Genomic DNA, 23593 nt, shown 5'->3' on the forward strand with positions numbered 1-23593 from the left:
GTTTGAAGAGCCGCAACCAGGGCAGTTGTGTTGGTAAAACATGACGGGTAATTCAAGTTTGGCGACTCAAAATTACCCCCTTGGTTGCGGCTTCTTACCTGACATCATTACTTCTTGAGGACTACCGTCATACGAAATGACTTTAGGATCATAATAGACCTGCACGGCTTCCGCGTGGCCTGTTTGATCGGTACCGACCTGCTCATAGGTTGGGTTTTCGAGATCACCACCCGAATAGCCCGATATTACCTCCCGAACCCCTTTCAACGATTGTAATTCTTCCTCCAGACACCAAAAACAGCCTCCGGCGAAGGTCGCCACTGCTTCACCCGGTTGAAGGGCAGGCAACTGAGCCGGACGTACGTCTTTCTCCGTAGTCGTTGAGGTCCTGGGCGATTGGTTGCAGTTTAGCAATAGAGGATTGCTGAGGGCAAGTAGGCCAATAATAAGAAAGCGGTTTCGAAACATCGTCTGGTAGGTCAACAACCTGATAACATCTAAAAACAACCAGGGATTCCAGCTAAGTCCATTCAATCGGAATTTGGTTCACTTCATCAAGTACGGTAACCTAATTCAAAGTACAGAGTAAAGTCTATAGAAATAGTAGCTATTTGTTAACTCAACGCGTATGAAAACAACGTACTGGGCAGGGCTTACCTTGCTGTTTAGCTGGTTCATGGTGGCAGGCTGTAAAAATGATACAGAGGAGAACACCGCCATTCCCGGCGTTAGCCTGACACCCGTAGCCAGCTCGCGAGTGCAGTGGACGGGGGTGGCCGTGGCCAGAGACGGGCGGATCTTTGCCAACTTTCCCCGGATGGAGACAGATACCATTCCGTATTCGGTAGCGTTCGTTACTGGGGATGTCGCCACGCCTTTCCCTAATGCCGACTGGAACAACTGGAACCCAAGGCTGGCTCCCCAGGACCACTTCATTTGTGTGCAGAGTGTTTATATCGACGATCAGAATAATCTGTGGGTGCTCGATGCCGCATCTCCTCAAATGCGGGGTATTGTTCGAAATGGCCCAAAGTTAATGAAGTTCAACCCGGCCACCGGCCAAATTCTGCAACGGGTCGATCTCTCCAATGAAACGATTGTGTACCCCGGTAGCTACCTGAATGATGTGCGCATTGATACTCAGAAAAACTACGCCTACATCACCGACTCAAACCAGGGGGCCATCATTGTGGTGAACCTGGCAACGGGTAAAGCCCGGCGCGTACTGAATCAGAGCCCGGCTACTAAATCAGAAGGGGTGGTAATTCAGGTCGAAGGGCGAGTTTGGCGTAATCAGGCCGGTAAAGTGCCGTCAGTAGATGCCGATGGCATCGCGCTAACGCCCCAACGGGATTACCTTTATTTCCACGCGACTACCGGCCGGACGCTCTACCGCATTGCTACCGCTGCCTTACAAAACGAGAGCTTGACCCCGAGCCAGTTGAACCAAAGTGTCGAAACGGTGAAAGAAACCGACCCAACCGACGGTTTGCTGTTCGATCCTAATGGAAACCTGTATCTGACTTACGTTCAGCAGAACGCTGTTGAGCGGTTAACACCCGGCGGAGACCTGCAACGGGTGGTGCAGGACGCTCAGTTGAAATGGCCCGATAGTTTTGCCTATGGACCAGACGGGGCTTTGTACGTGACAACGTCTCAGCTGCACATACCGCGTCTGGAGCGGACAGAGCCTTACCGGATCTTTAAGTTTACTGTACCCCAGTAGCAGAACGTTTTCCCTACGAATACAGCCCTGGGCGGGAGCTAATGTATTGAATTAGCGACTGATCAGGGCTGGTTGTTTTTGCTATTTTTTGGATTTCGCCGGGCCAGTCGTCATCAGTCTGCTGTAATTACGCAATTGTGCTTTATGCACTCGAAACAGAAAAACCCGCTTAATTAAGTGGGTCCTCCGAGAATGATTTAGAGTAGCCAGTTGATTAATTTTATTTATCGTAATATTGCGATTAGAAATTTATGTTTTAATTTTTACCTATGGGCCTGACGAAAACGGAAGTATTTACTCAAGAACAAAATCGTATGGCTGAGCTAGCCAAAGCGTTTGCTCATCCGGCCAGGGTGGCTATCCTGCAGCTTTTAATCGCCAAGAAAGCCTGCGTTTGTGGGGATCTGGTCGATGAGCTTGATCTGGCCCAGGCTACGATATCTCAGCATTTGAAGGAACTCAAGCGCATCGGTATCATACAAGGTGAAATTAATCCACCGCGCGTATGTTATTGTATCAATCCACCGGTTTGGCACGAAGCCCAACAGGCGTTTGGCGTCTTACTGCAATCATTTACGCCCGCATCCTGCTGTTAGCGCACTTTTTTTATGTTTTCAATCGTAATATTACAATGGAATAATGAAAAACCAGATTCACCCATACGCGCCAATGACCTGGCAGACATTCAAAAACACGCTGGTTGGGAACCCCGACCATTTCTTACAGTTTCAATACGCCGAAGGTGAATTTGTGCATCCGTCTTTTCACATCACCGAAATCAAACAAGCCCCAATCGTATCGGTTGATTGCGGTGGTCAGATGAACACCTGGACGGAAATCGTCGTGCAACTTTGGGAACCGCCTGTTCATGAAGCCGAACGCTCTATGAAAGTAAGCAAGGCTTTGTCCATTATCAACCTGGTCGAGAAGTCGTTACCGCTTAATCCGCTGGGCACCGTAAAAATTGAGTTTGGCAACTCCCAATTTGATACCCGCCAGATGTATCCTGGCGAGCTAATCGCCGAGGGGGACACCTTCACCGTGAGTCTGACGCCCGATTACACCCAGTGCAAAGCCCTTACCCGTGGTCAAAGCTGTGGAACTACTCCGGCGGCTGAAGCCTCACAACCGACCAAACCAAAGGTGGTGCTAGCCGATCTCACTACCACCAACGCGGCTTCCTGTGCGACCGGTTCTGGCTGTTGTTAAGTTAGCCATTTCACTACGCTGTTTTAAAATGCCAATGAAAACCATATTAGTACTTTGCACGGGTAACTCAGCCCGTTCCCAGATCGCTCAGGGCTATTTGCAATATTTTGCCGGGGAACGAGCCCAGGTGTATAGCGCCGGTGTCGCTCCCCACGGCGTCAATCCCCTGGCCATTCAGGTCATGGCCGAGGACGGCGTGGATATTGCGCATCACACCTCCAATCATGCTGACGAGTACACCGAACTGCCCCTGGACTACGTCATTACAGTGTGTGATAACGCCCTTGAACAATGCCCGTATTTCCCGTCTACGGCTCAGAAAATACACCATAGCTTTTCCGATCCCTCCAAGGCTCCAGCTCAAGAACGCCTGGCGCAGTTTCGCTTGGTTCGAGATCAGATCAAAGCCTACAGCCGACAATTTATTCAGGATAACGTACCTGATATGACGCTACTCATTCGCCCCCTTATCACAACGGACTGGCCTCAGGCGCAAGCTATTTACCAACAAGGCATTGACACCGGTCAGGCTACGTTTGAGACTCAGGCTCCTCCTGCTGAGGAGATGGCGACCAAGTACTTAGGCGAGCCCCAATTCGTGGCCGAGCGAAACGGGGAAGTAGTTGGATGGGCAATGCTGACGGCTGTTTCGGGGCGATGCGTTTATGCCGGCGTTGCTGAAGTGAGCGTGTACGTAGCGGTCGGGACGCGTGGCCAGGGCATTGGCAAACGGCTTCTAGATCAACTTATTCGCGCCAGTGAGCAACTGGGCTACTGGACCTTGCAGGCGCAAATCTTTCCCGAAAATCAGGCGAGCGTGCGCATTCACGAACAATGCGGATTTCGCCTTGTTGGAGTCCGCGAAAAATTAGGCAAACAGCATGGCGTTTGGCGCGATGTGCTGTTGCTCGAACGGCGCAGCCAAACCGTAGGTCATGACTGATTTTAGCGATGATAATTGGTGAGCGGTAGGTGCTAAAAGTGGGAGCGGAAGGTTGGCCAATTGTACTCGTAGCTCAATCGGCAGGACTGCTTGTCAGCATTACGCTTGCCAGTGCCCGCAGCAGAATTGATTACTTTTTCTTCAGGATAAACACCCAATCATCGACTAAACTCTTTGGGTATTGCCAGGCACCATTGGCCGATGCGTCGCAGTCGGGTAGGGGGTGCTGCTCACCCGTGCGAGGATTCAGCATCAGCACGGAATACGTGCCGCTGGTGCGGGGAAGAGCTACCCGGCAGTCGGTCAGGCGACTATACACCAGGTATTGCTGACCCGGTTCGGCCAGGCACAAATTGCCGTAGTTGGTCAGCTCATTGTGCGGTTCCATCTGCCAGTACGTTACCTGCTGAAAGCTGTCCATAATATAGCCGTAACCGGTTAGCATGGTCATGGTAGAGTCGCCCCGCCCGTTGATCCAGCCCCCGCCCGTATCGTGTCCCGCGCCGGTGCCTTCATTAGCCCGCTCGCCCGTCGACTGGTAGCCTCCGGCCATGTAAATTTCCCAGGCCAGCCGCCGACGATTATCCGCCGATCGTCCATTAGGAACTTTGGTTGCGGTTGGGCCGCAGCCCCACACAGGATAATGATCTTCGTAGCCATATTCTTCGTTCACCTGAGGCATAATACGTCCCGCTTCCATCTGCTTTTGGCGACAATCGGTCATAAACTGATAGCCGCCACATTCATCCCACGACTGATACAACACCACATCTACCCAGGGCGATTTCCGGAAGGGAAAGTCAGCCTTGCCGTGCACAGAAATCAGATGTTTGGCTGGGTCGGCTTGTTTCAACAACGTCCCCATTTTCTCGACCCAGGCTTCGTTACGGAACAAATGATACTCATTGGCAATGTCCCACATGATGTTGTCGTAAGCCGAGTAGCGGGCGGCCGCATAGCGGTAGTAACGCTGCTCATCAGCATTGCCCATAGTTGCTTTTTTGAAGGGATCGCAGCCGTGCTCTAACCCATCAACGTAAAAGATGAGCGAAACAATAATGCCCTTCTGGCGGGCATATTGAACCAGCCGATCCAGTTTTTGCCAGTGCGCTACGTTAAACCGGGTTACGTCGAAGCCAGGATTGTCTAAGTCGTCGGGCTGCCGGGCCACCCAGGGATTGAGCTTGAACGTAAACTGTTCAGATGCTTTCACGAGCGGTTCGGCCCAGCGTTTGCCGTCGTCCTGCCGGGCGTTGATGGCCACCCGAATCCGGTTGATGCGCAGCCTGGCGAGTCGGTCCAGCGCTTGTTGGATAATGCGTTCATCTTTCCAGCCCATCAGCCAATACGTTGTCGTGCTGTTCCAGAAAAAATGTTCACCGCTTCCTTCGCGCACGAAATGCCAGGGATGTTGGCTATCGACTCGCAACGGCCCTGGTCTGGTACTGGCCGCGACCGTAAACTGGCCACGGGTTAGTTGCGGCTTACCCTTTGCCACCGAGAAGCTAAGCACATAGCTGTATTGGCCTGCTCTAAGGGGCATAAACCGGAGCCGAAACAAGCGTCCATCCGGACTGTCGCAAAATCCTTCTACCGGAATCGTGTCAGTACCTACCACAAAAATGGCGTGCAGACTGGCTCCCACAAACGGATTGTCGGTTAGCGATTTTTTACTGGTTACGGAGCTTTCCCAGACATCGAATTGGCTGATAGGAGCAGTGGGTAATTGGAAGCGGATGGATTGGGCGGAAGCTGTTACGCTCGCCCAGGCTATAACCAGCGTAACAGTCTTCACCGTGAATCTGAATAGGTAATGATCAATGGAGTCGACCTGCAAAAGTTTGGTACGTGTCATCGAGCAAAAAGTAAATGCCCCGCTGATAGGCTGTATAAAGAAGCTCTGTTTTACTGTGTAGGTCGGTTAATAAATTCGTTTACGTTGGCCTTGGTAATTCGCAGCAGGCCGGTGTTTACCGCTGTTGGAATGTTGGTGATACCTGCCTGCGCATCGCTGGCCGACAGGCGGTTGGTCTGGTGAACGCGGTCGTAGAGAAACTGAGCGCCATACCAGGTAAACAACTCTCGTTTTTGACCCGCCAGCATTTGAATGACGCCTTCCCGCACCAGTTGCAGGTGTTCCGGCTCCCAGTCTACAGTCGTAATCTTAACTTGTCCTGCCCGCCGGGCTTCTTTTACCGCCAGCGCCATACCCGGCCCTGAGTTGGAATCGAACCCGCACAGGCCCGCCAGATCAGGGTGCGCCGACAGCAGATCGGCCGTAATCCGGGCCGCTTCTTCTACATTGGCTTTGTCGTCGAATTTACCGACGACGTCAATGCCGGGGTATCGTTTCAACACATCCCGCAAGCCCCGAAAGCCAGTTTCCATGTTGGTCAGGCCCAGGATTCCCATGTAGGCAATTTTGCCCTTACCGCCCAGTAATCGCGCCATCTCTTCGCCCTGCATCCGCCCGATTTCGTACCAGTCGGTTCCTAAAAAAGCATCTCGCCTGGAGTTTGGAATATCAGAATCATACACCACCGTTGGAATGCCGGCCGCCACGGCTTTGTCGATGACCGGACCAATGGCCGGGTCGGTACCGTTGATGAGCAGACCCGACGGCCGGGTGCCGATTACTTCTTCAATGGTGTTGATCTGGGCGGGAACGTCCCAGTCGGCTGGGCCCAGTATTGATACCCGAACGTTCCGCTCCTTACCCCACCGCCTGAACGTTGCCTGATCGTGGTTCACGTACATGGGCATCGTTACGGCCGTCGTAATCATGACGTATTCTTCTGGTGCACCGGATACAGCCGCATCGGCAACCTGCCGCACGCCCGAGGTTGAGGTCTGGCGAGGTGGTAGTTCGCAGGATAGGAGCAGGGCCAGTGGCAGAACGAAGCATGTTTTCATAAGCCAAGCGTATACAGTATCAAACGTTAGCGAACCCGTTTTTGCAGAATCAGGTCCGTCCAGACGGCGACAATCAAAATTAACCCGAGAATGATTTCCTGCCAGTACCCCGAAACGCGGGCCAGCACCATTACATTACTGACAAGGCCCATGAACACGGCACCCAGCAGGGCACCTACTATTTTTCCATGACCACCCGACAAACTGGCTCCGCCCAGAATCACCGCTGTGATGACCCGCAGTTCCAGCCCTCGACCCGCCGTGGGGAGCGCCGTTCCCAGCCGCGAGGTGAGCAGTAGTCCGGCAACACCCGCCAGTAGCGAGGTCAGGACAAATCCGTATAACTTCATTTGCCGAACACGAATGCCCGACAAATCGGCGGCCCGTTCGTTGCCGCCGATGTAGTAGTAGCGCCTGAAAAATACGGTCTTTTGCATCAGAAAGGCAAAAATGCCAATCGTCATCAGCATATACCAGACCGGCATCTGCACCCCCAGTAGCCTCGATTGACTAATGGCGTTGAACCAGTAGGGCAAGTTCTGGATGCCCGATCCGCTCACCAGCAACGCCCCACCCCGCACAATGCCCATCATGGCCAGCGTCTGAATCATGGGGTTGACGCCCTCGTAAGCAATCAGATAACCATTTGCTGCCCCAATGATACCAGCCGCCAGCAACGTAATGCCGATGGCGACCGCCACGGGCCAGCCAAAATGGATCATGCCATAGGCCGCCAACCCTCCCGAAAAAGCAACCACCGACCCCACCGACAGATCGAAGACCCCCGCAATCAGCAGGAGCATCATGCCCACTGCTACAATGGTATCAATCGAGAGATTCAGGAGGAGTTGACTCCAGTTGCCGAACGTCGGAAACGTTTGCGGAAACGCCACAGCCGCACCGACCCCCACCAGCAGGATGGTCAGCGTCAGCGAATAGGTTCGTTCCTGCAGAAATTGTCGCATCGTTATTTACCCGGCCACCACGCAGCCCGGCTTCCATCAATTGCACAGTGATACCGTAATACTTCAATGACGTGCGGGTCGGAGCCATTGGCACCTACCACCCAGACCGGTCGTTTATCGGGTCGCTTGTCCTGGTAGGCCTTATCGCGGGCGGCTATGTTGCGCCAGTACGCATCTTCGGTCACCCGAAAGGTGATGAATTTACCATCCGGCGACCAGGCTGCCGATGAGCTGATTTTGCCCAGCTTCGTCACCTGCCGATTCTGGCGGGAAGCAACGTTGTGTACGAACAGTTCCAGGGCTTCCCCCACCTGATCGCTGTAAACAATCTGCTTTCCGTCGAACGACCAGGCGGGAGCCACCGCTCCAATCTCGTCTTCATGCTGGCTGAGCTGCCGCACATTACGTCCGTCGGCATCCATCGCAAACAGACAGTAACCCTTACCCACCTGCTTCGTAAACGCAACCGTTTTGCCATCGGGCGAGATGGTTCCGTCGCGACCATCGGCGATTTCTTTGTAATCACGGCCGTCGGGGGAGACATAGCCAATGACTGACTTCTTTTGGGTGTCGTCGGCCAGGCTGAACCAGATCTGCTTTCCATCGGCGGTCCAGCTTGGAAAATAGTACACTGCTGGGGCGGCCTGTTTGGTAAGCTGACGGACGTTGGTACCGTCGGCATTGGCGATGTACAGATTAAAGGCTCCGCCTAAGGGATTGTTATCCGTTGTGGTACGGCCCCGATTCGACGTAAAGACAACCTGTTGGCCATCGGGCGACCAGACCGGGTAGCGTTCTTCGGAAGCGGGGGCTTTGGTGATGTTGAAGGCGTCGCCCGTTACCGGATTTATCCAGAAAATATCCGTATCACCGGTCCGGATGCTGGTGGTGAGCAACCGGGTTTCCGGGTTGATTCGCGTAGACTGGGCCAGGGCGGCTAACGGCAGCAGAAGCGCCACACCAGTGAGGTATCTGCCGAAGGCTTTAACCCAAAGCCAGTTTCGTTCTGTCGGCGTTCGGTTTGGTCGATTCATGGCAGCGTGTATTTTTTGGCTGAGTCATCCAGCAGTAAAACCCAGTCGTGGCCGTAACCGCTGTCGGGTGGGGTGAACGACTGCGGTTGCTGATTCGGGAATGTGCCAGCCGATTTCGTTTTGCCCGTTCGTGGGTCGAACCAGGTTGCCGTGATGGATTGCCCCGAAATCTTACCCGGATTGACCGTGAACGGACGCCCAGACGACGTGTACACAAAGGCATAATCCCGACCGCGCGTGGCCTGAATCCGGTCGGCCGGGTTCAGGTTGTTTTCAACGATCAACGACTGATCGGGCACCCGGTCGAGTATCGGTCGCGACGTTAGTAACCGTTTTACGAACTGCATCTGGTTGGCGGCTGGCAGCTCCAGGGCTTCGGGCCAATAGAGGTGCGGCCCGTTGACGGCCGGGCGGTTGGCGCTGTACATCTGCCAGATATCATGACAGCCGTAGGTATGCCCGAACGCACCGGCGAAGAGATCAAGGTAAGCGTATTGGCGAACATCGAAGGCATTGGAGGTACCCAGGTCTTTCGCATTGAAACAAACGGGGTGATCTTCGTAGATGGGCTCAGCGTCCATCGTCGGTTTGGTAGGCTGTTTGTTATAAGCCACCGAAATGTTGTCGTACACGGGCGTGAAGCGGCAATGACCATTCTGATGCATATTGAAATCGAACCAGCTATCCTGCTGAAACCACTGCGATGCACCCCCGTTGGTGCCATTGGGCTGTGGATGAAACGACATCAAGGCTTTATCAGGTCCGCCAACGCCTTCCTGAACCCCTTCGGCCATCGCCCGCCAAACGGCGACATCCTGGGAATTATCGCGGGGGTTGCGGTCACCCCCCAGAATCCAAACAATATTAGAGCGGGTTTTATAACGATTACCGAGGTAGCGGCCGTAGGCACGGGCATTAGCTGAATTGAAAATTTCCGGTCCTTTTCCCCAGCGGTCCTTAAAGACTTTATCGCCCCAGGTCGGTAGAAAGCCGATGACAAGACCGTATTCAGCGGCCTTATCGACGATGTAATCGACGTGTTTGAAATACGCTTCATTAGGCTTGGTTGGGTCGTCGTTGAGCAAGGGGGTTTCGTTGTATGGGTTGGGTTCTTTTAATCCGTCGAATTCCGCGAGCGCCACAGCCTGAATCACGGTAAAGCCCTGCTCGGCCCGGCGTTTGAGGTATTTATCTGCTTCTTCGCGGTTGAGCCGGTGAAATAATTCCCAGGCTGTATCGCCCAGCCAGAAAAAGGGCGTCCCGTCCTGGTGCACCAGATAGCGCTTGTTGTCGGCTACTTTCAGCGGTCCGTGGGCAAAGGGTGTCTGCGCCTGGGTGAAGACAGAGCTTAACACAAGCAGAAAACTAATTAAAAGGGTATTTTTTTTCATGAGTAGGGTTTCCCTGTTCGGCATAGGTTGAGCCTTCCGCACTCTGTTTGCCATAGTCTGAGACTATGGCATAGTGTTATCCGGTCTCCGACCGGAGTAAAACCGTTGTCCATTGCCGGTCGAAGACCGGGCAACACTGCGCCGTAGTCTCAGACTACGGCGAGTCGCTTACCGCGCCGTAATGTCTTTCACCTGCTCTCGTATGTCGTCCATGTCAAAAATGCGCTGCCAGCCGTCGCGGAACAGAATCGGTTTGGCCCGCTTACTGATTTTGTAGGCCGCGTCAGAAAACGTTCCGTTTACTTCCTTAAAGAGAACGGCGATCTGGATACGCAGGTGACCGAGCACAAAATCGCGGGCGGCCGCTTCGGGCACACCCAAAGTCACGATTTTGTCGAAACCTTCTTTGACCACTTCCATACAGGTTTGGGCGAGGGTCTCGACCATGGCGGGTTCGAGGATTGCCATCTGCTCCAGCGTAATGCGGTGCGTATGGTGAATGGGGCCATACATCGCCTGGGATACGGTTTCTCCGAGTGTATAATGCTCCTCCGAACCGTGCATGAGCGCCACCACAATCGACTGTTTAGCCGAAATGCCTCCGTAAAAATCCCGAAATGCCTGTTCGGTTGGCTCCCAATTGAACACCGAGGGGTGGCAGGGATGAGCAATCACGTAGCCCAGGTCGTCGCGGTGAGCCACGACGCCATCGAGCGGAGCCGCCGGATCGAGGGTCAGCACGAGTGCTCCGGCTTTCATCTGCGGAATAATTGTTGCAGACAAGTGGCCAATAGCCACGTCGGGTAAGGCTAGAATCACTACGTCGGCTTCCGCCACGGCCGGGCCCTGCTCGCTGACGGAGACGCCCCGCTCCCGAAGTTTGTCAATACCAGCCGGTGCGACTTCCAGGTAAGAAACATCGTATTCAGGATGGGTCAGAAAATTATCTGTCAGGCGGCACCCCATTTTTCCTCCCGCACCCACTAAAGCGATTTTAGTCATTATCTGTCTTCGTTATTCATTTTTAAACAAACCTGTTTGCTGCAAATAGGCCATACTCTCATCAGCCCAGGCCACTTCTTTGGCGATGGTGGCGACCTGGTTAGGTTCAGGGACGACCCATTGCTCCAGAATGGCCGTACGGCACCGCTCGTATGGAATGATCTGTTCCACTAACCACGGCACGTTCAACAAACCCTGCCCGGCGGGCCGTCCGTCAATCTGAAAGCCCATCTGGTGCGGCAATCGCCGGATACCAAAATCTTTCAGGTGCAGGTTCACCGTGTAGGGAGCCAGCGTTCTGACTACTTCCGCCAGCCCTTCACCCGCGCCCATCGAATTGACCGAGTCAAGGCAGATGCCTATGTTATTACTGCCCACCTGCTCCACAATGTGGGCGAATTCGCGGGCCAGCAACCGGTCGTGATTTTCCAGACCCAGGGTGATACCTGCTTTCTCCAAAGCGGGTACGGCATTTCTTACCAGACTTATTACGTCCTCGATCAACGGTTCATAATTCGGCTCGTCGATCACGAAGCGCAGCAGTTTGCTCTTTAGCGTATCAGCAAGAGCGATGTACTGCTGTAACCGGGCATCCGTTAATCCTCGCGCACCAACTTCCAATACAATATCTTCTCTATCAGCCCGTTGCTTCAGCGCTTCTAAGCGATTGGCGGGTAGGGCGTGCAATGGCCAGTTATCGCCAAACTGGACTACTCGCAGCGTAAACGCGTTTGCTCTGTCGAATAATGCATGCTCATCGAGCGGCTGTTCGGGTCGATCGCCGGGAACACCAACCGCCCAGCCATAGGTGTACGTGCTAATCCCCAGTTGCATCCTTACAGCGATTGGCGCATAATCAACCCGCCCGGGTTTGCCATTTTTGCCCGGATTCGGCTCGTCAGCAATTGGCCAGCCATCTGCCCCATCTGCGCAAAATCGGTCGAGATAACAGTGATGCCCCCCGCCAGAATCTCTTTCACCGGTGTGTCGTCGTAGGCAATCAGTCCAACATCCTGCCCCAACGTCCAGCCGGTCTTATTCACCTGCTTGATGAAAGCAATGAGGTCGCGCTCAGCGAAGATCAGAAAGGCTTCCTCAGCCTGCACCAATCTGTCCCGGTAATTATCCTCTATGGCGCAGGTCAATCCGCTATTCCGACAAAACCGGTGAAACCCCCTCAGCATGGTAGTTGGTATGTACTGAAAATGGTCTTTCGACAAAATCATCGTCAGTTTACGATAACGCCGTAGCCGATCCGTTGCTGCCGTTAGGGCGTTATATATGTCCTGTTCAAAGTCCTGATAAACCGCGGTGAAATCGCCCGGCAGCGTCGGTATCGTCTGGTCTAGCAGCAAAAGCTTATCGGCCGGAATCAATCCCACAATGTCAGATACATCTTCGTTAAAGTGCGGCATCACTACGTAGGCATTGTAGCGCCCGATGTTATTACGGATCATGCTCTCAAACAGCGACCGGTTGTAGTGATGAAAAAATACGTTCAGGGCCGCGTCGGAGGGTAAAGCGGCTTTCAGCGCATCGTAGAGCGTTTCTTTGTAGGCGTTCAGCGTATCGAACAGCACCAGCACGTTCAGCGGTGTCCGAACGTCGGTGGTTGCTACGTAAAATCCTTTTCCATGGCGTGCTAATACGACCCCCCGTTCCCGCAGAACTTCATATGCCTTCGTCACCGTTACTTTAGCGACGCCGTGCTGCCCGGCCAGTTCATTAATAGACGGAAGCTGCTGGCCAAGCACCAGCGTACCCTGCTCAATACCCGTCAACACAGCATCTATAATCTGCTGGTATTTAGGTTGATCAGTAGCCGGGTCGATAATCGTATCCTGCATTTAATCTCTTTTTTGAAAAGTTATAGAAAAGTAAAGAAAATTTATAAATTTGCGACGTATACACAGTACAGTAGAGTACAGTAGAGCGAGTGCGAATATACGGTGGATTTTAAATAATCAAATATTTTAATGAAAAAATTGAAGTTTGCCGTAATCGGAACCGGTTTTTGGGCAACGTATCAGTTACCAGCCTGGTTTGAGTTAGAATCTGTCGAGTTAGTTGCGCTTTGTAATCGGACCCGCGCCCGCGCCGACGACTTCGCCCAGCGCTTTGATGTACAGCATGTGTATGAAAATGTTGATGAGTTGCTAGACCGCCATGCCGACGAATTAGATTTTGTAGACATCATTACTGATGTAGACACCCACTTGTATTTTACGACTAAAGTAGCTGAACGACAGCTGGATGTAATCTGTCAGAAGCCAATGGCCCCCAACCTGGATGCCGCCCGGCAAATGGTTGAAACTTGTAGGCAGTGGGGTGTTCGCTTTTATATCCACGAAAATTTCCGCTGGCAGGCCCCTATCCGTCAGCTCAAGGCGGTGCTTGACTCGGGCGCCATTGGCGAGCCCTTTAAAGCAAACGTATCGTTTTGTTCGGCCTTTCCGGTATTTGATAATCAGCCTTTCCTGGCTCAGTTAGACCAGTTTATTCTGACGGACATTGGCTCACACATACTGGATATCTGCCGCTTTCTGTTCGGGGAGGCCAGCTCGCTCTACTGCCAGACGACGCGGGTGAATCCACACATTCAGGGGGAAGACGTAGCGAATGTGCTCATGCGGATGCACAGTGGGTTGGTGTGCAATGTGGCCATGTCGTACGCATCCATCCTGGAGCACGAGGTCTTTCCCCAGACGCTCGTGACCGTTGAAGGTTCGGCCGGGTCCGTTGTTTTAAGGCGGGACTTCGAGATCCGGACCACCGTTCGCCGGCCGGATAGGTCAGTCGATACCCAGTCACAAATTGCTCGGCCGCCGATTTACGACTGGGCTGACCCGGACTACGCCCTGGTTCATGCATCCATCGTGGATTGTAACCGGAATCTACTCACCGATTTGCAGGGGTTGGGTGGGGCCGAAACAACGGGGGGCGACAATTTTGAAACCATTCGGCTGGTGTATGCAGCTTATGAATCAGCCCGTACCAATCAGGTCATTACGCTCTGATAGTAGTCACATTCTGAAGAGGTTAGTCGTATAGATGGTTTTACTCACAATGTCAGTATGCTCGAACTTCGCCATATCACCAAAACCTTCCCCGGCGTAAAAGCCCTTGACGACGTATCGTTCGGTATCAATCCGGCAGAAATTCACGCGCTCTGTGGGGAGAACGGGGCGGGTAAAAGTACACTCCTCAACATTCTGACGGGCAACATTCAACCGGATTCGGGCCAGATGCTGATCAACAACCATGAGGTTCGGATCGACGGTCCGGCCCAGGCCACCAGGCTGGGCATTGCCATCGTATATCAGCAGCTAAGTCTGGTGGATAACCTGTCGGTGGCGGAGAATATTTTTGCCAATCGCCAGCCGCGCAATCGCTTTGGCCTGATCCGCTACCGCACATTATTCGCCGATACGCAAGCCTTGCTGACCCAGTTGAACCTGCCCGATTTACGGCCAGAAGCCGCCGTAGCTACCCTGTCGCCGGGTCAGAAACAACTAGTTGAGATTGCAAAAGCGTTGTCGCAAAACCCCGATATTCTTTTGCTCGACGAACCAACGGCTTCGCTCACCGAGCGCGAAACGCAGACCTTGTTTAAGCTGGTCAGGCAACTGCGGGCGCAGGGGAAAGCGATTATTTATATTTCGCACCGACTAACCGAAATCTTCACCCTGGCCGACCGGGTATCGGTGTTGAAAGACGGACGGCACCAGACTACATTACCAATTGATAGACTGACACCAGATCAGTTAATCCGCCTGATGGTCGGTCGTGATCTGGCAAACGTTGATGTCGAATCGCAGGTTACCGATGAAGTACTGTTAACCGTGGATGGGTTGTCAGGCGAGCGTTTCCGGGATGTCAGTTTTCAGCTCCACCGGGGCGAAATTCTGGGGCTGGCCGGTCTGGTTGGTGCAGGGCGGACCGAAATTGCCAGGGCTATTTTTGGCATTGACGCCCGAACCGCTGGCCTGGTTACGTTAAAAGGTCGGCAGGTTGACATCAGGCACCCGGCTGATGCTGTAGAACTGGGCATCGGGTACGTACCCGAAGACCGCAAAACCCAGGGATTGTTTTTAGAGCAGTCGGTAGCGCAAAACATCGTAGCCGTGAAGCCACCCGCTAACGGGCCGTGGTTTAGCGTTGGGCGTGTCGCTTCTGTTGCCGAACACTATCGGCAAACGCTGGGTATTCGGACGGCATCGGTGCAGGAGCGGGTTCAAAACCTAAGCGGGGGCAACCAGCAAAAGGCACTCCTGGCCCGCTGGCTCCTGACCGACCCAGACGTATTACTGGTCGATGAACCGACGCACGGCATCGATGTTGGCGCGAAGGCAGAGATCTATGAGTTACTTCGTCAGTTAGCCAGGCAAGGAAAAGGCATTCTACTCATTTCGAGCGAACTTCCGGAATTACTTTTGTTGGCGGACCGAATTCTGGTGATTCGGGAAGGGCAATTGTCGGGTGCACTTGATCGTTCGCAAGCCACCGAAGAACAGATTATGAATTTAGCCACCACTTAATTTTATGGCCCATCACCTTCAGGCGGGACCGGTGCAGGTTCGCTACGAGCATGGTTTTCTGCGCTACCTGCGTCTGGACGGAGTAGAAGTTGTCCGGATGATTTATTTTGCCATTCGCGATCAGTACTGGCAAACGGCCCGATTGGCCATCACCGACGAACTAATCGACCAGACGGCTGACTCTTTCCGAATTTCTTACCAGTGGCATACTGATGATTTAGGCATTCAAATGACAGGTCAGGTGACCATAACGGGCGAATCAGACGGAGCTATTACGTTCGATTTCGCGGGCAAAGCGCTGAACAGCTTTTTAAAGAATCGGGTGGGCCTCTGTGTGCTGCACCCGATTGATGGCGTCACCGGCCAACCCTGCCAGACCGTGAGTCCGGATGGACAGCAAACCGAGGAGCGATTCCCTGATTACATTAGTCCCCATCAACCGTTCTTCGACATACAGACTCTGCGCTGGCAACCGACTTCCGGCCCTGGCCTGCGTCTTGATTTTACGGGCGATGTGTTTGAAATGGAAGACCAGCGAAACTGGACCGATGCCTCTTTCAAGACGTATTCCACCCCACTACGTTTGCCGTTTCCTGTAACAATGCAGCCACAGGAAACAGTGCAGCAGCGGGTGCTTTTTAGCCTCGAGTCCGCTTTCCCGGCAAATGAGAAGGTCAATTCGTCTCCAATTGCCCAACAACCGGAGCCGCCGATCAGCGGAATAGAGACTACCCAGCCCCGGATTGGCCTCAGCCAGCGGGCTGACTGGCAACTCCTCAGTGATGCGGAAGCCGTTCTCCTGCGTAAGTTAAATCTGTCTCACCTACGGTCCGACGTATTACTGACGACTGCTGACTGGCAAACCGGTTTGACAAACGCGCTGGCCGACGCCAAAGCACTGGGTGTGTCACTCGAACTAGCGTTGTTCTTCGGTAACGACCCTGTACATGAGCTGACGAAGGTTTCAACATTTATTGAGCACAGTGCCGGGATGGTCGGTTCAGTACTCCTGTTTGATGCCAGCAACCTGACCACTTCTGATCAATTATTGCGTCAGGTTGTGCCTGTAGTACGAACGATCTGGCCAAAGGCGTTACTCGGAAGCGGAACGGATGGTTTTTTCGCCGATTTCAACCGCAACCCGTTTGATTACAACCTGATTGATTTTGTGACGTATTCGGTGAATCCGCAGATGCATGCTTTCGACGACCTGACCCTGCTGGAAAACATTGATGGACAACCGCCTACCGTTCGAACGGCAAAGTACCTGACCGGGGGCAAGCCAGTGCATATCTCACCCATCACGTTGCTGCCTCGCTATACGACCGTTGCCCGTTCTGCTAGTGAGCGCCTGTCTCCCCCGGCTGATCCTCGCCAAACGACCGAGTTCGGTGCCGACTGGACCCGCCAGAGTTTACAGGCCCTGACGCAGGCGGGTGTTACTTCGGTAACATATTACGAGACACACGGACCACGTGGCCTGGTGGATGGAAGCGTTGTACTGCCGGTTTATTGGGCGTTTAGTTAATAGGTATCCCTGTTGTGGGCAATAAACTGAGGCTATATTCTGGCTCGGTAGAAAAGGCTCAAGCTCACCAATTCAACGTGCTGTAAATACCCAACAGCTTGTGCAAGACCCGGTTCATTTAGTGAACCGGGTCTTGCACAAGCTGTTGGGTGAAGATTATTTCCGTAGCAGTTTCACCGTAAGCTGTTGGGAACGAGCAGAGACACGGACTAGCACAATACCATACCGTTCTCCAAGTGGCAAACTCACCCGGTTCACTAACCCCGCCTGAATCAGCGAATGATGGTGATAAGCTCGTCCTTGCCCATCGATAAGTTCAAGCTATACCGATTGGCCTACTACCCCCCGAATCTCGATTTCCGCTGAAGGACCCTCTACTCGGTTGCCCAATACCTGTACCTGCAAACCGGGTTTGGCTTCTGTAGAAGCCAGCCGGGCGGAGCTGTTGCAGGCGGCCAGCCAGTTGTAGCCAAAGTTGGCTGTTACTGAGCCCTAACGCGCCGAAAGAATAATGCGAGGGTTGTCGGTGTATAGATTTAAGCTATAAGGTCCTGATTCAGTGGTGGGTAGTTTCTCGTTGACCACTGAAAAGCTCACCGGAGAGCCATCTAACCCGGCGTATTGGGGCGTAAAAGTGAGCCTTTGTAGACCGGCGCTGACCGTTTCGCACTCGACAGTTGAGACACCCACAATGGTAAAACCCGAGGGCGTTGTGGGCACAGGGTTCACTGTAAGTTCAAAGCTGGCGGTAGCCGACAGTCCGCCGGGGTCCAGGGCGGTGCTGCTCACCGTCGAGACACCTGTGGTAGAGGGCGAGCCGCTGATCAGCGAGTTACTCAGGCTTAGGCCAGCGGGTAAGCCCGTAGCCGAGAAGGTGAGCGCCTGCCCATCGGGGTCTGAGAAGTAGCTGGCCAGATTGAGCTGGTAAGGCTGCCCTTGTAGCAGGGGCTGGTTTGCAATACCCGAGCTGGTAGGAGGCCGGTTGAGGGTGCTACCCGTCTGACAGGAAGCCCACCAGTTGTAGACAAAGCGGGCTTCGCCAGCCCCGCTCTGAGTGGCCACCAAGGTGATGGTGGGATTATCGGTATAAAGTTTTAAGGAGTAAGGCGCTACATCAGTGGTAGGTAGAAGCTCTTTTACTACCGAGAAACTAATCGGGCTAGTCGTTGCTCCACTGTATTGAGGAGTAAACCGGACTTGATAGCCTTGCTTGGCTTCATCGAAGAGCTGGCAGTTAACCATGTTCACCCCTGTTATGGCAAAGCCACCGGAGAGAATTTGTAAACTCAACCCCGCCGACGGGAGGCTAGTACAACCCCCAACGGTACAGCTGGCCGACAAGGTGTAGTTACCCGGCTCGGTGAGGGTGTACAAGACGCCATTGGCTTGTCCGGTCCCGCCCAGCAGAGTCCAGTTGACGGTGCAGCCAGTGGCGGTAACACTGATGGGCTGGTTCGAGGTGGTAACCGAGGGGATCAGGCTGGGAGCATCCAGGCTGGTAAAGCTCTGTACCGTTGCCCGATGGGGTCGACGCCGTCGGCTCGGTTGTCGGGCGAGTAACGCTTGCGGTCTGGTTCGCATAGGGTCGTACCGCGTTCAGTACCTGGGCGGTGGACATTGAATAAAGGGCCGTTAAACAGCCAGTCAGGAGGAGAATCGTTTTCATGCCAATCAAAAATTTTACGTTTGGACTAACTGGCCGTAAAGTTCCGTTAACCTCCCCCGGCCGGGCTATCTCATTTGTTGCATCCATAAAAAAAGCCCCACCAGGGGGCTTTTGAAACAACAAAATAACTGACCGAACGTAGCGCAGCTATCCGGCTTTCGACTGACGGGGAGTTTTCCCATCGGTGGGTTGGGTTCCGTACTGGCTGGGCAGCACCCCATACTGCTCCTCGAACACGCGGGCAAAGTACGATAAGTTCTCGAAGCCCACCGAGAACGCTACCTGCGTAACGCTTTCGTTACCCGCCCGCAGCAACTCGGCGGCTCGCTCCAGACGCACATCCCGAATCAACTGAACGACCGTTGTGCTGGTGAGGGCTTTGACCTTGCGGTGAAGCTGCGAACGGCTTAGATTGACGGCCTCCGACAGGGTTTCTACCCCAAAGTTTGGGTCATCGAGGTGGGTTCGTGTAATGGTCCGCAGCCGGTCGAGAAATTGATGCTCGACGGTCAGCGGCTCCGGCATCACCACCGATGTCGATGGCATGGGGGCCGTCGGCTGCCGGGTCGAGAACCATTCGTAGAGGAGTTGCCGCTGCCGGATCAGGTTGCGCACCCGCGCCTGTAGCTCGGTCCGGTTGAAAGGTTTGGTCAGGTAATCATCGGCCCCCAGCCCGAAGCCCTCGATGCGGTCTTCGACAGTGGCGCGGGCCGTGAGCATCACCACCGGAATGTGGCTGGTCGCTTCCTGACTTTTCAGGGCCTGGCAAAAACCGAACCCATCGAGCCGGGGCATCATCAGGTCGCAGATGACTAAGTTAGGCAGGGTTTCCGTCGCTACGGTCAATCCCTGCTGGCCGTCTTCCGCTTCCAGAACTTGATACTCGCCCTCGAACACCGACCGCACATACGCCCGGATGTCGGCATTGTCGTCGATCACGAGCAGAATGTTCTCCTGCGTGACCTCGGCGACGGCGGGTATGGGTGTCGACTCCGGCAAATAAGCCGGGACGATGGGCGCGGGCGGTGGACTTTCCTCCACCGAGGGGGTGACGGAAACGAACGGGAGCACCACCCGAAACGTAGTACCAACGCCCTCGGTGCTGCTCAGGGTAACAGAGCCGCCGAGTACCCGTACCAGTTCGTTCACTAGGGCCAGGCCAATGCCGGTGCCTTCGTACGTCCGATCGGTTTTCGCGTCAACTTGATAGAATCGTTCAAAAATGCGACTCTTTTTATCGGGGGGAATGCCAATACCGGTATCGGCAATGGTCAGCATCAGGGTTGGAGATGAACCCGGTTGGGGGTAGTCGATCCGCAGACTGACCTGACCACCGGTGGGCGTAAACTTAAAGGCGTTGGCCAGCAGGTTCGTGACAATTTTTTCGAGCTTATCTCGGTCAAAACTGGCCCACTGGTCGGGTCGGTTCTGCGCAAACGTAAACTGAATCCGGCGACTTTCGGCCAGCGACCGGAACGAGCTGGCCAGCAGTTGCAGAAAGGCCGACAGGTTGCCGGGCTGCGGATCGGGCCGGAGTTGTCCGGCTTCGAGCTTACTCAGGTCGAGCAGTTGGTTAATCAGGTTGAGCAGCCGCTGGGCATTGCGTTCGATAATCGGAAAGCGGTCGTCATGCGCGTATTCTTCGACGGCCTGCTGAATCGGCCCCAGAATGAGCGTAAGGGGAGTCCGAAACTCGTGGGAGATGTTGGCAAAAAACTGCGTTTTCAGCGCGTCTAGTTCGGCCAGCCGCTGCGACTGCGCCTGTTCGAAAGCTACTTTTTGCTGCAAAATGGCTCGTTGTAGCTGGATGCGATATGCTTGCCAGACCACTACGGCGAGCACGAGCAGGTAAACCAGATACGCCCACCAGGTGCGGTAAAAGGGCGGACGGATGTGGATGGCCAGCTCGACCGGATCGCTCCAGACCTCGCCGTTGGTAGACCCCATCATTTGTAGCGTGTACTGTCCATCACCGAGGTGGGTGTACGTAGCAAATCGGTTCGTACCGGCCTCAATCCAGTCATCGTCCGCGCCAATCAGTCGGTAGCGGTACCGGTTTTGCGCCGGATGCGCAAAGTTCATCACGCCAAACTCCACCGTCAGCAGATTCTGGTCATGCGCCAGTTCAAGCGCGTTGGTGTAGGGCAGCGTTTGTTCTAAAAAACCGTTTGGGCTACCGGCTTCGACAGCCCGGTTGTTGACCTTCACGTCAATGATTCGGGCCACGGGTTTTTGTCCATACTGCCGGATTAGTCCGGCGGCCCGGAAAATCGTCAGTCCGTTCACCCCACCAAAGAGCAGCTCGCCGGAAGGTGCCTTATGGAACGAATTTGTGTTGAACTCGTCGTCCTGCAAACCATCGGCCTGGGTGTAGTTGCGGAACGTCAGTTTGCGGGGATGGAAGCACGACAACCCCCGGTTGGTGCTGAGCCACAAATTTTTGAACTCATCGATCAGAATGCCATACACCACTTTATTGGGCAGGCCCTGCTCTTCGGTAAACGGGATGAAACGACCGCTTCGTTTGTCCAGCCGGTTGAGGCCACCGCCTTTCGTCGCGACCCAGAGGTAGTTTTGTGGCTCATAGGGGTCGTCGACTACGCTCGACACAAAATTATCGCTCAGACTACTGGGGTCCGTCGCTACGTTCTGGTAGTAGGTGATTCTGGGTTTCGTTTCGGGCTGTTCAAAACGGATAAGCCCCTTCTGGGTACCGATCCAGAAGATTCCCTGCTTATACCGGTGTAAGGCGTAGGTCTCAACGGGGGCTCCGCTGCGCGGCAGTACGGACCGATAACTAATCACCCGGAAGGTCTCGCGCTGCGGGTCGAACCGAAGAAGTTTCCCATTGGTGCCACCAATCCAGAGTTCTCCTTTGTTGCCCAGAAGCAGGTGGGTACCCTCGTAGCCGAAAGCTGTCCCCGGTGGAAACGGGTATCGCTTTATCTCCTGCCAATCTGCCGAAAAGGCAACCAGGTGCTGCTCATTGGTGACTGCTTCTGAAATAGTTGCCCAGAAGTTACCCAGCTTATCCTGCACCAGATTCCCGTGCCGGTACCTGACCGGGGGCTTATCCGGAATAAATTGTTTGGTTTGACCCGTGGCCCGGTTAAGCTGTTGATACGGATAGCCAATGCGGGCGTACGTACGACCCTGTCGATCTACCATCAGCCCATACACTGAAGCACCCGGTAAATATGACTGAAAAAGCCGGTTTGTCGGATTGTAATACCGTAGCCCATACCCATTGGTACCCAGCCAGATTAATCCCGTTCGGTCTTTAAGCAAACTGATAAACAGCCCGGTACCGGCTGGTAAGGAGGCCAGGGCGTTTCGCGACGTGAGGCTGTCCTGCCTGAACAGCTCGGCCGTTGACATCACCCACAAAAAAGCGGAGTTGACGATAGCAATGGTATCAGGAGCCACCATTCTGACCCGGTTGTCAATATTCTCGTCGGTATGGGGTAGAATCGGAATAATTTTTTCCTGGTTGCTATGTCGCGCCACCAACTGGCCTTTCATCAAGCCGAATAGGTATTCCCCACGCTCATCGGCATGCTGTAAATTTACCGGTACGTTCCGGAACGGCGAGCGTTTGGTAACCCGGCCGGGTTGCCGCCAGCTAAAGGTGTACGTACCAAGCAGGGTGTTTACCAGGGCCGAACCATCGTTGAGAAAAGAGGCCCACTTGGGCGGGTTCCCTTCCCTTTGTCCGGTTTCGCTCAACAGGACCGTCGTGATGCGGGCGTGACGAACCAGCGCCTTCGGATCGGTCAGTTTCTCGCTTAAGTCGGGCGGCAGACTAATCCGAAATAGTTTGTTCGTATTGGTTCCGAGCCATAAGTTACCGCCGGGGTCTTCGATAATAAACCCTACCTCATAGTTACCGGCATTGGGTGCCGACTCGTCGGCGATGGGTAAGTGATAAAATCGCCCGGTTCGGTCGTCATAGAGGTTCAGGCCCTGATTGAGCGTACCCACCCAAAGCCGGTTTTTCCGGTCGATGCACAAGGCAGAACAGCCATTGTCGGAAAGACTGTAGGGATTGCCCGACTGGCGGGTAAATACGGTAAAATTATAGCCGTCGTAGCGGTTAAGCCCGTCTTTGGTGGCAATCCAGATGTACCCGTGCTTATCCTGCTTGAGGTCATAAATCATTCCCTGCGAAAGTCCATCCGCGATGGTCAGTTCACGCCAGCCTTTGGCCGTTGGAGGGGTTGTTTGAGCCAGTGCGTAACAGGGCCATAAGAGAAGTAGCAAGATCCGGTGCATGGTAGAGGAGTCATAGCCAAAATACGTAGTTATCAATTGTTTGGATTGGCTACCGAACCGAGCCTGAATTTTAAGCCGTTTTGCCGTTGCATCATTAGAAATAAGCGACTTAGTTAGCACAGTAGCCAGGACGAAGAATCGGCATTTTTAGTCAACTGACGCGTTAGTACACCAAGTCCTGTCAGTTTCTCAATCCAGTAAGTGTTACTGACAATTCATGCCGCTTTTTTCTCAGTTCACGTCGGCTCATTTTTTTAGTTCATCGGGTTATCCGCTAATTAATCTAAGTTGCATGAAAGGCAGTTGATACGATCACAAAAAAGACATAGCTCAGAGCAGGCGTACCTTTGAGCTGCGAAAACAACGATAACCTGCTCTGGCTATGTCTGAAAAAGTGATTGCAATT

Annotated in this window: 16 protein-coding genes and 3 pseudogenes; 8 read left to right on the top strand and 11 right to left on the bottom strand. The window is 53.8% G+C overall.

The window, feature by feature from the left end; all coding sequences use genetic code 11:
• Positions 1–126 precede the first annotated feature (126 nt).
• A pseudogene (locus ACFSUS_RS28280) lies at positions 127–468 on the bottom strand (peptide-methionine (S)-S-oxide reductase); the annotation flags it as partial.
• Positions 469–628: 160 nt separating this feature from the next.
• Here ACFSUS_RS28280 and ACFSUS_RS28285 point away from each other — a divergent pair.
• The 5 genes and pseudogenes from ACFSUS_RS28285 to ACFSUS_RS28305 form a co-directional block, all read left to right on the top strand.
• Positions 629–1726 (top strand): L-dopachrome tautomerase-related protein, encoded by a 1098-nt coding sequence (locus tag ACFSUS_RS28285; RefSeq protein ID WP_381528408.1) that lies wholly within the window; start codon positions 629–631, stop codon positions 1724–1726.
• Positions 1727–1995: 269 nt separating this feature from the next.
• Positions 1996–2322, top strand: coding sequence for an ArsR/SmtB family transcription factor (locus ACFSUS_RS28290; RefSeq protein ID WP_381528411.1), 327 nt, complete (start codon positions 1996–1998; stop codon positions 2320–2322).
• A 43-nt stretch (positions 2323–2365) separates the two neighbouring features.
• On the top strand, positions 2366–2935 hold the full coding sequence (locus tag ACFSUS_RS28295) for a DUF6428 family protein (RefSeq protein ID WP_381528415.1): 570 nt from the start codon (positions 2366–2368) through the stop codon (positions 2933–2935).
• A 34-nt stretch (positions 2936–2969) separates the two neighbouring features.
• Positions 2970–3374 (top strand): annotated as a pseudogene (locus ACFSUS_RS28300) (arsenate reductase ArsC); the annotation flags it as partial.
• A 24-nt stretch (positions 3375–3398) separates the two neighbouring features.
• Positions 3399–3878 (top strand): annotated as a pseudogene (locus ACFSUS_RS28305) (N-acetyltransferase family protein); the annotation flags it as partial.
• 130 nt (positions 3879–4008) lie between these two features.
• On the opposite strand, the gene ACFSUS_RS28310 reads toward ACFSUS_RS28305, so the two are convergent.
• The 8 genes from ACFSUS_RS28310 to ACFSUS_RS28345 form a co-directional block, all read right to left on the bottom strand.
• Positions 4009–5733 carry an apiosidase-like domain-containing protein gene (locus tag ACFSUS_RS28310; protein WP_381528419.1) on the bottom strand — a complete coding sequence of 575 codons (1725 nt, stop codon included), beginning with the start codon at positions 5731–5733 and terminating at the stop codon, positions 4009–4011.
• 50 nt (positions 5734–5783) lie between these two features.
• Positions 5784–6791, bottom strand: a complete 1008-nt coding sequence (locus ACFSUS_RS28315) for a substrate-binding domain-containing protein (protein WP_381528422.1) — start codon at positions 6789–6791, stop codon at positions 5784–5786.
• A 26-nt stretch (positions 6792–6817) separates the two neighbouring features.
• Positions 6818–7756, bottom strand: a complete 939-nt coding sequence (locus ACFSUS_RS28320; RefSeq protein WP_381528425.1) for an ABC transporter permease — start codon at positions 7754–7756, stop codon at positions 6818–6820.
• A 2-nt stretch (positions 7757–7758) separates the two neighbouring features.
• Positions 7759–8790 carry a TolB family protein gene (locus ACFSUS_RS28325; RefSeq protein ID WP_381528427.1) on the bottom strand — a complete coding sequence of 344 codons (1032 nt, stop codon included), beginning with the start codon at positions 8788–8790 and terminating at the stop codon, positions 7759–7761.
• Complete coding sequence (locus ACFSUS_RS28330; RefSeq protein ID WP_381528430.1) at positions 8787–10181, bottom strand: glycoside hydrolase family 140 protein; 1395 nt, start codon at positions 10179–10181, stop codon at positions 8787–8789. The genes ACFSUS_RS28325 and ACFSUS_RS28330 overlap by 4 nt, the downstream gene beginning before the upstream one ends.
• 168 nt (positions 10182–10349) lie before the next feature.
• Positions 10350–11183 carry a phosphogluconate dehydrogenase C-terminal domain-containing protein gene (locus ACFSUS_RS28335; RefSeq protein WP_381528433.1) on the bottom strand — a complete coding sequence of 278 codons (834 nt, stop codon included), beginning with the start codon at positions 11181–11183 and terminating at the stop codon, positions 10350–10352.
• Between the two features lie 12 nt (positions 11184–11195).
• The gene (locus ACFSUS_RS28340; protein WP_381528435.1) at positions 11196–12017 is read right to left on the bottom strand and encodes a sugar phosphate isomerase/epimerase family protein; all 822 of its coding nucleotides are present in this window, start codon (positions 12015–12017) and stop codon (positions 11196–11198) included.
• A 2-nt stretch (positions 12018–12019) separates the two neighbouring features.
• Positions 12020–13030: a GntR family transcriptional regulator gene (locus tag ACFSUS_RS28345; protein WP_381528437.1), complete on the bottom strand. Its 1011-nt coding sequence runs from the start codon at positions 13028–13030 to the stop codon at positions 12020–12022.
• Positions 13031–13159: 129 nt separating this feature from the next.
• Between ACFSUS_RS28345 and ACFSUS_RS28350 the strand changes: the two genes are divergently transcribed.
• From ACFSUS_RS28350 to ACFSUS_RS28360, 3 genes are read left to right on the top strand one after another with little or no spacing between them, the layout of a single operon-like run.
• Positions 13160–14200 (top strand): Gfo/Idh/MocA family protein, encoded by a 1041-nt coding sequence (locus ACFSUS_RS28350; protein ID WP_381528440.1) that lies wholly within the window; start codon positions 13160–13162, stop codon positions 14198–14200.
• A gap of 57 nt (positions 14201–14257) precedes the next feature.
• Entirely contained in the window at positions 14258–15721 is a 1464-nt protein-coding gene (locus tag ACFSUS_RS28355; protein WP_381528443.1) for a sugar ABC transporter ATP-binding protein, read from the top strand.
• Between the two features lie 4 nt (positions 15722–15725).
• Positions 15726–17249 (top strand): hypothetical protein, encoded by a 1524-nt coding sequence (locus tag ACFSUS_RS28360; RefSeq protein ID WP_381528446.1) that lies wholly within the window; start codon positions 15726–15728, stop codon positions 17247–17249.
• A gap of 492 nt (positions 17250–17741) precedes the next feature.
• Here ACFSUS_RS28360 and ACFSUS_RS28365 read toward each other — a convergent pair whose 3' ends face one another.
• On the bottom strand, positions 17742–18830 hold the full coding sequence (locus ACFSUS_RS28365; protein WP_381528448.1) for a putative Ig domain-containing protein: 1089 nt from the start codon (positions 18828–18830) through the stop codon (positions 17742–17744).
• Positions 18831–19062: 232 nt separating this feature from the next.
• The gene (locus ACFSUS_RS28370) at positions 19063–23187 is read right to left on the bottom strand and encodes a hybrid sensor histidine kinase/response regulator transcription factor (RefSeq protein WP_381528451.1); all 4125 of its coding nucleotides are present in this window, start codon (positions 23185–23187) and stop codon (positions 19063–19065) included.
• Positions 23188–23593 lie beyond the last annotated feature (406 nt).

Source organism: Spirosoma soli, assembly GCF_042684525.1.
Taxonomy (GTDB): domain Bacteria; phylum Bacteroidota; class Bacteroidia; order Cytophagales; family Spirosomataceae; genus Spirosoma; species Spirosoma soli.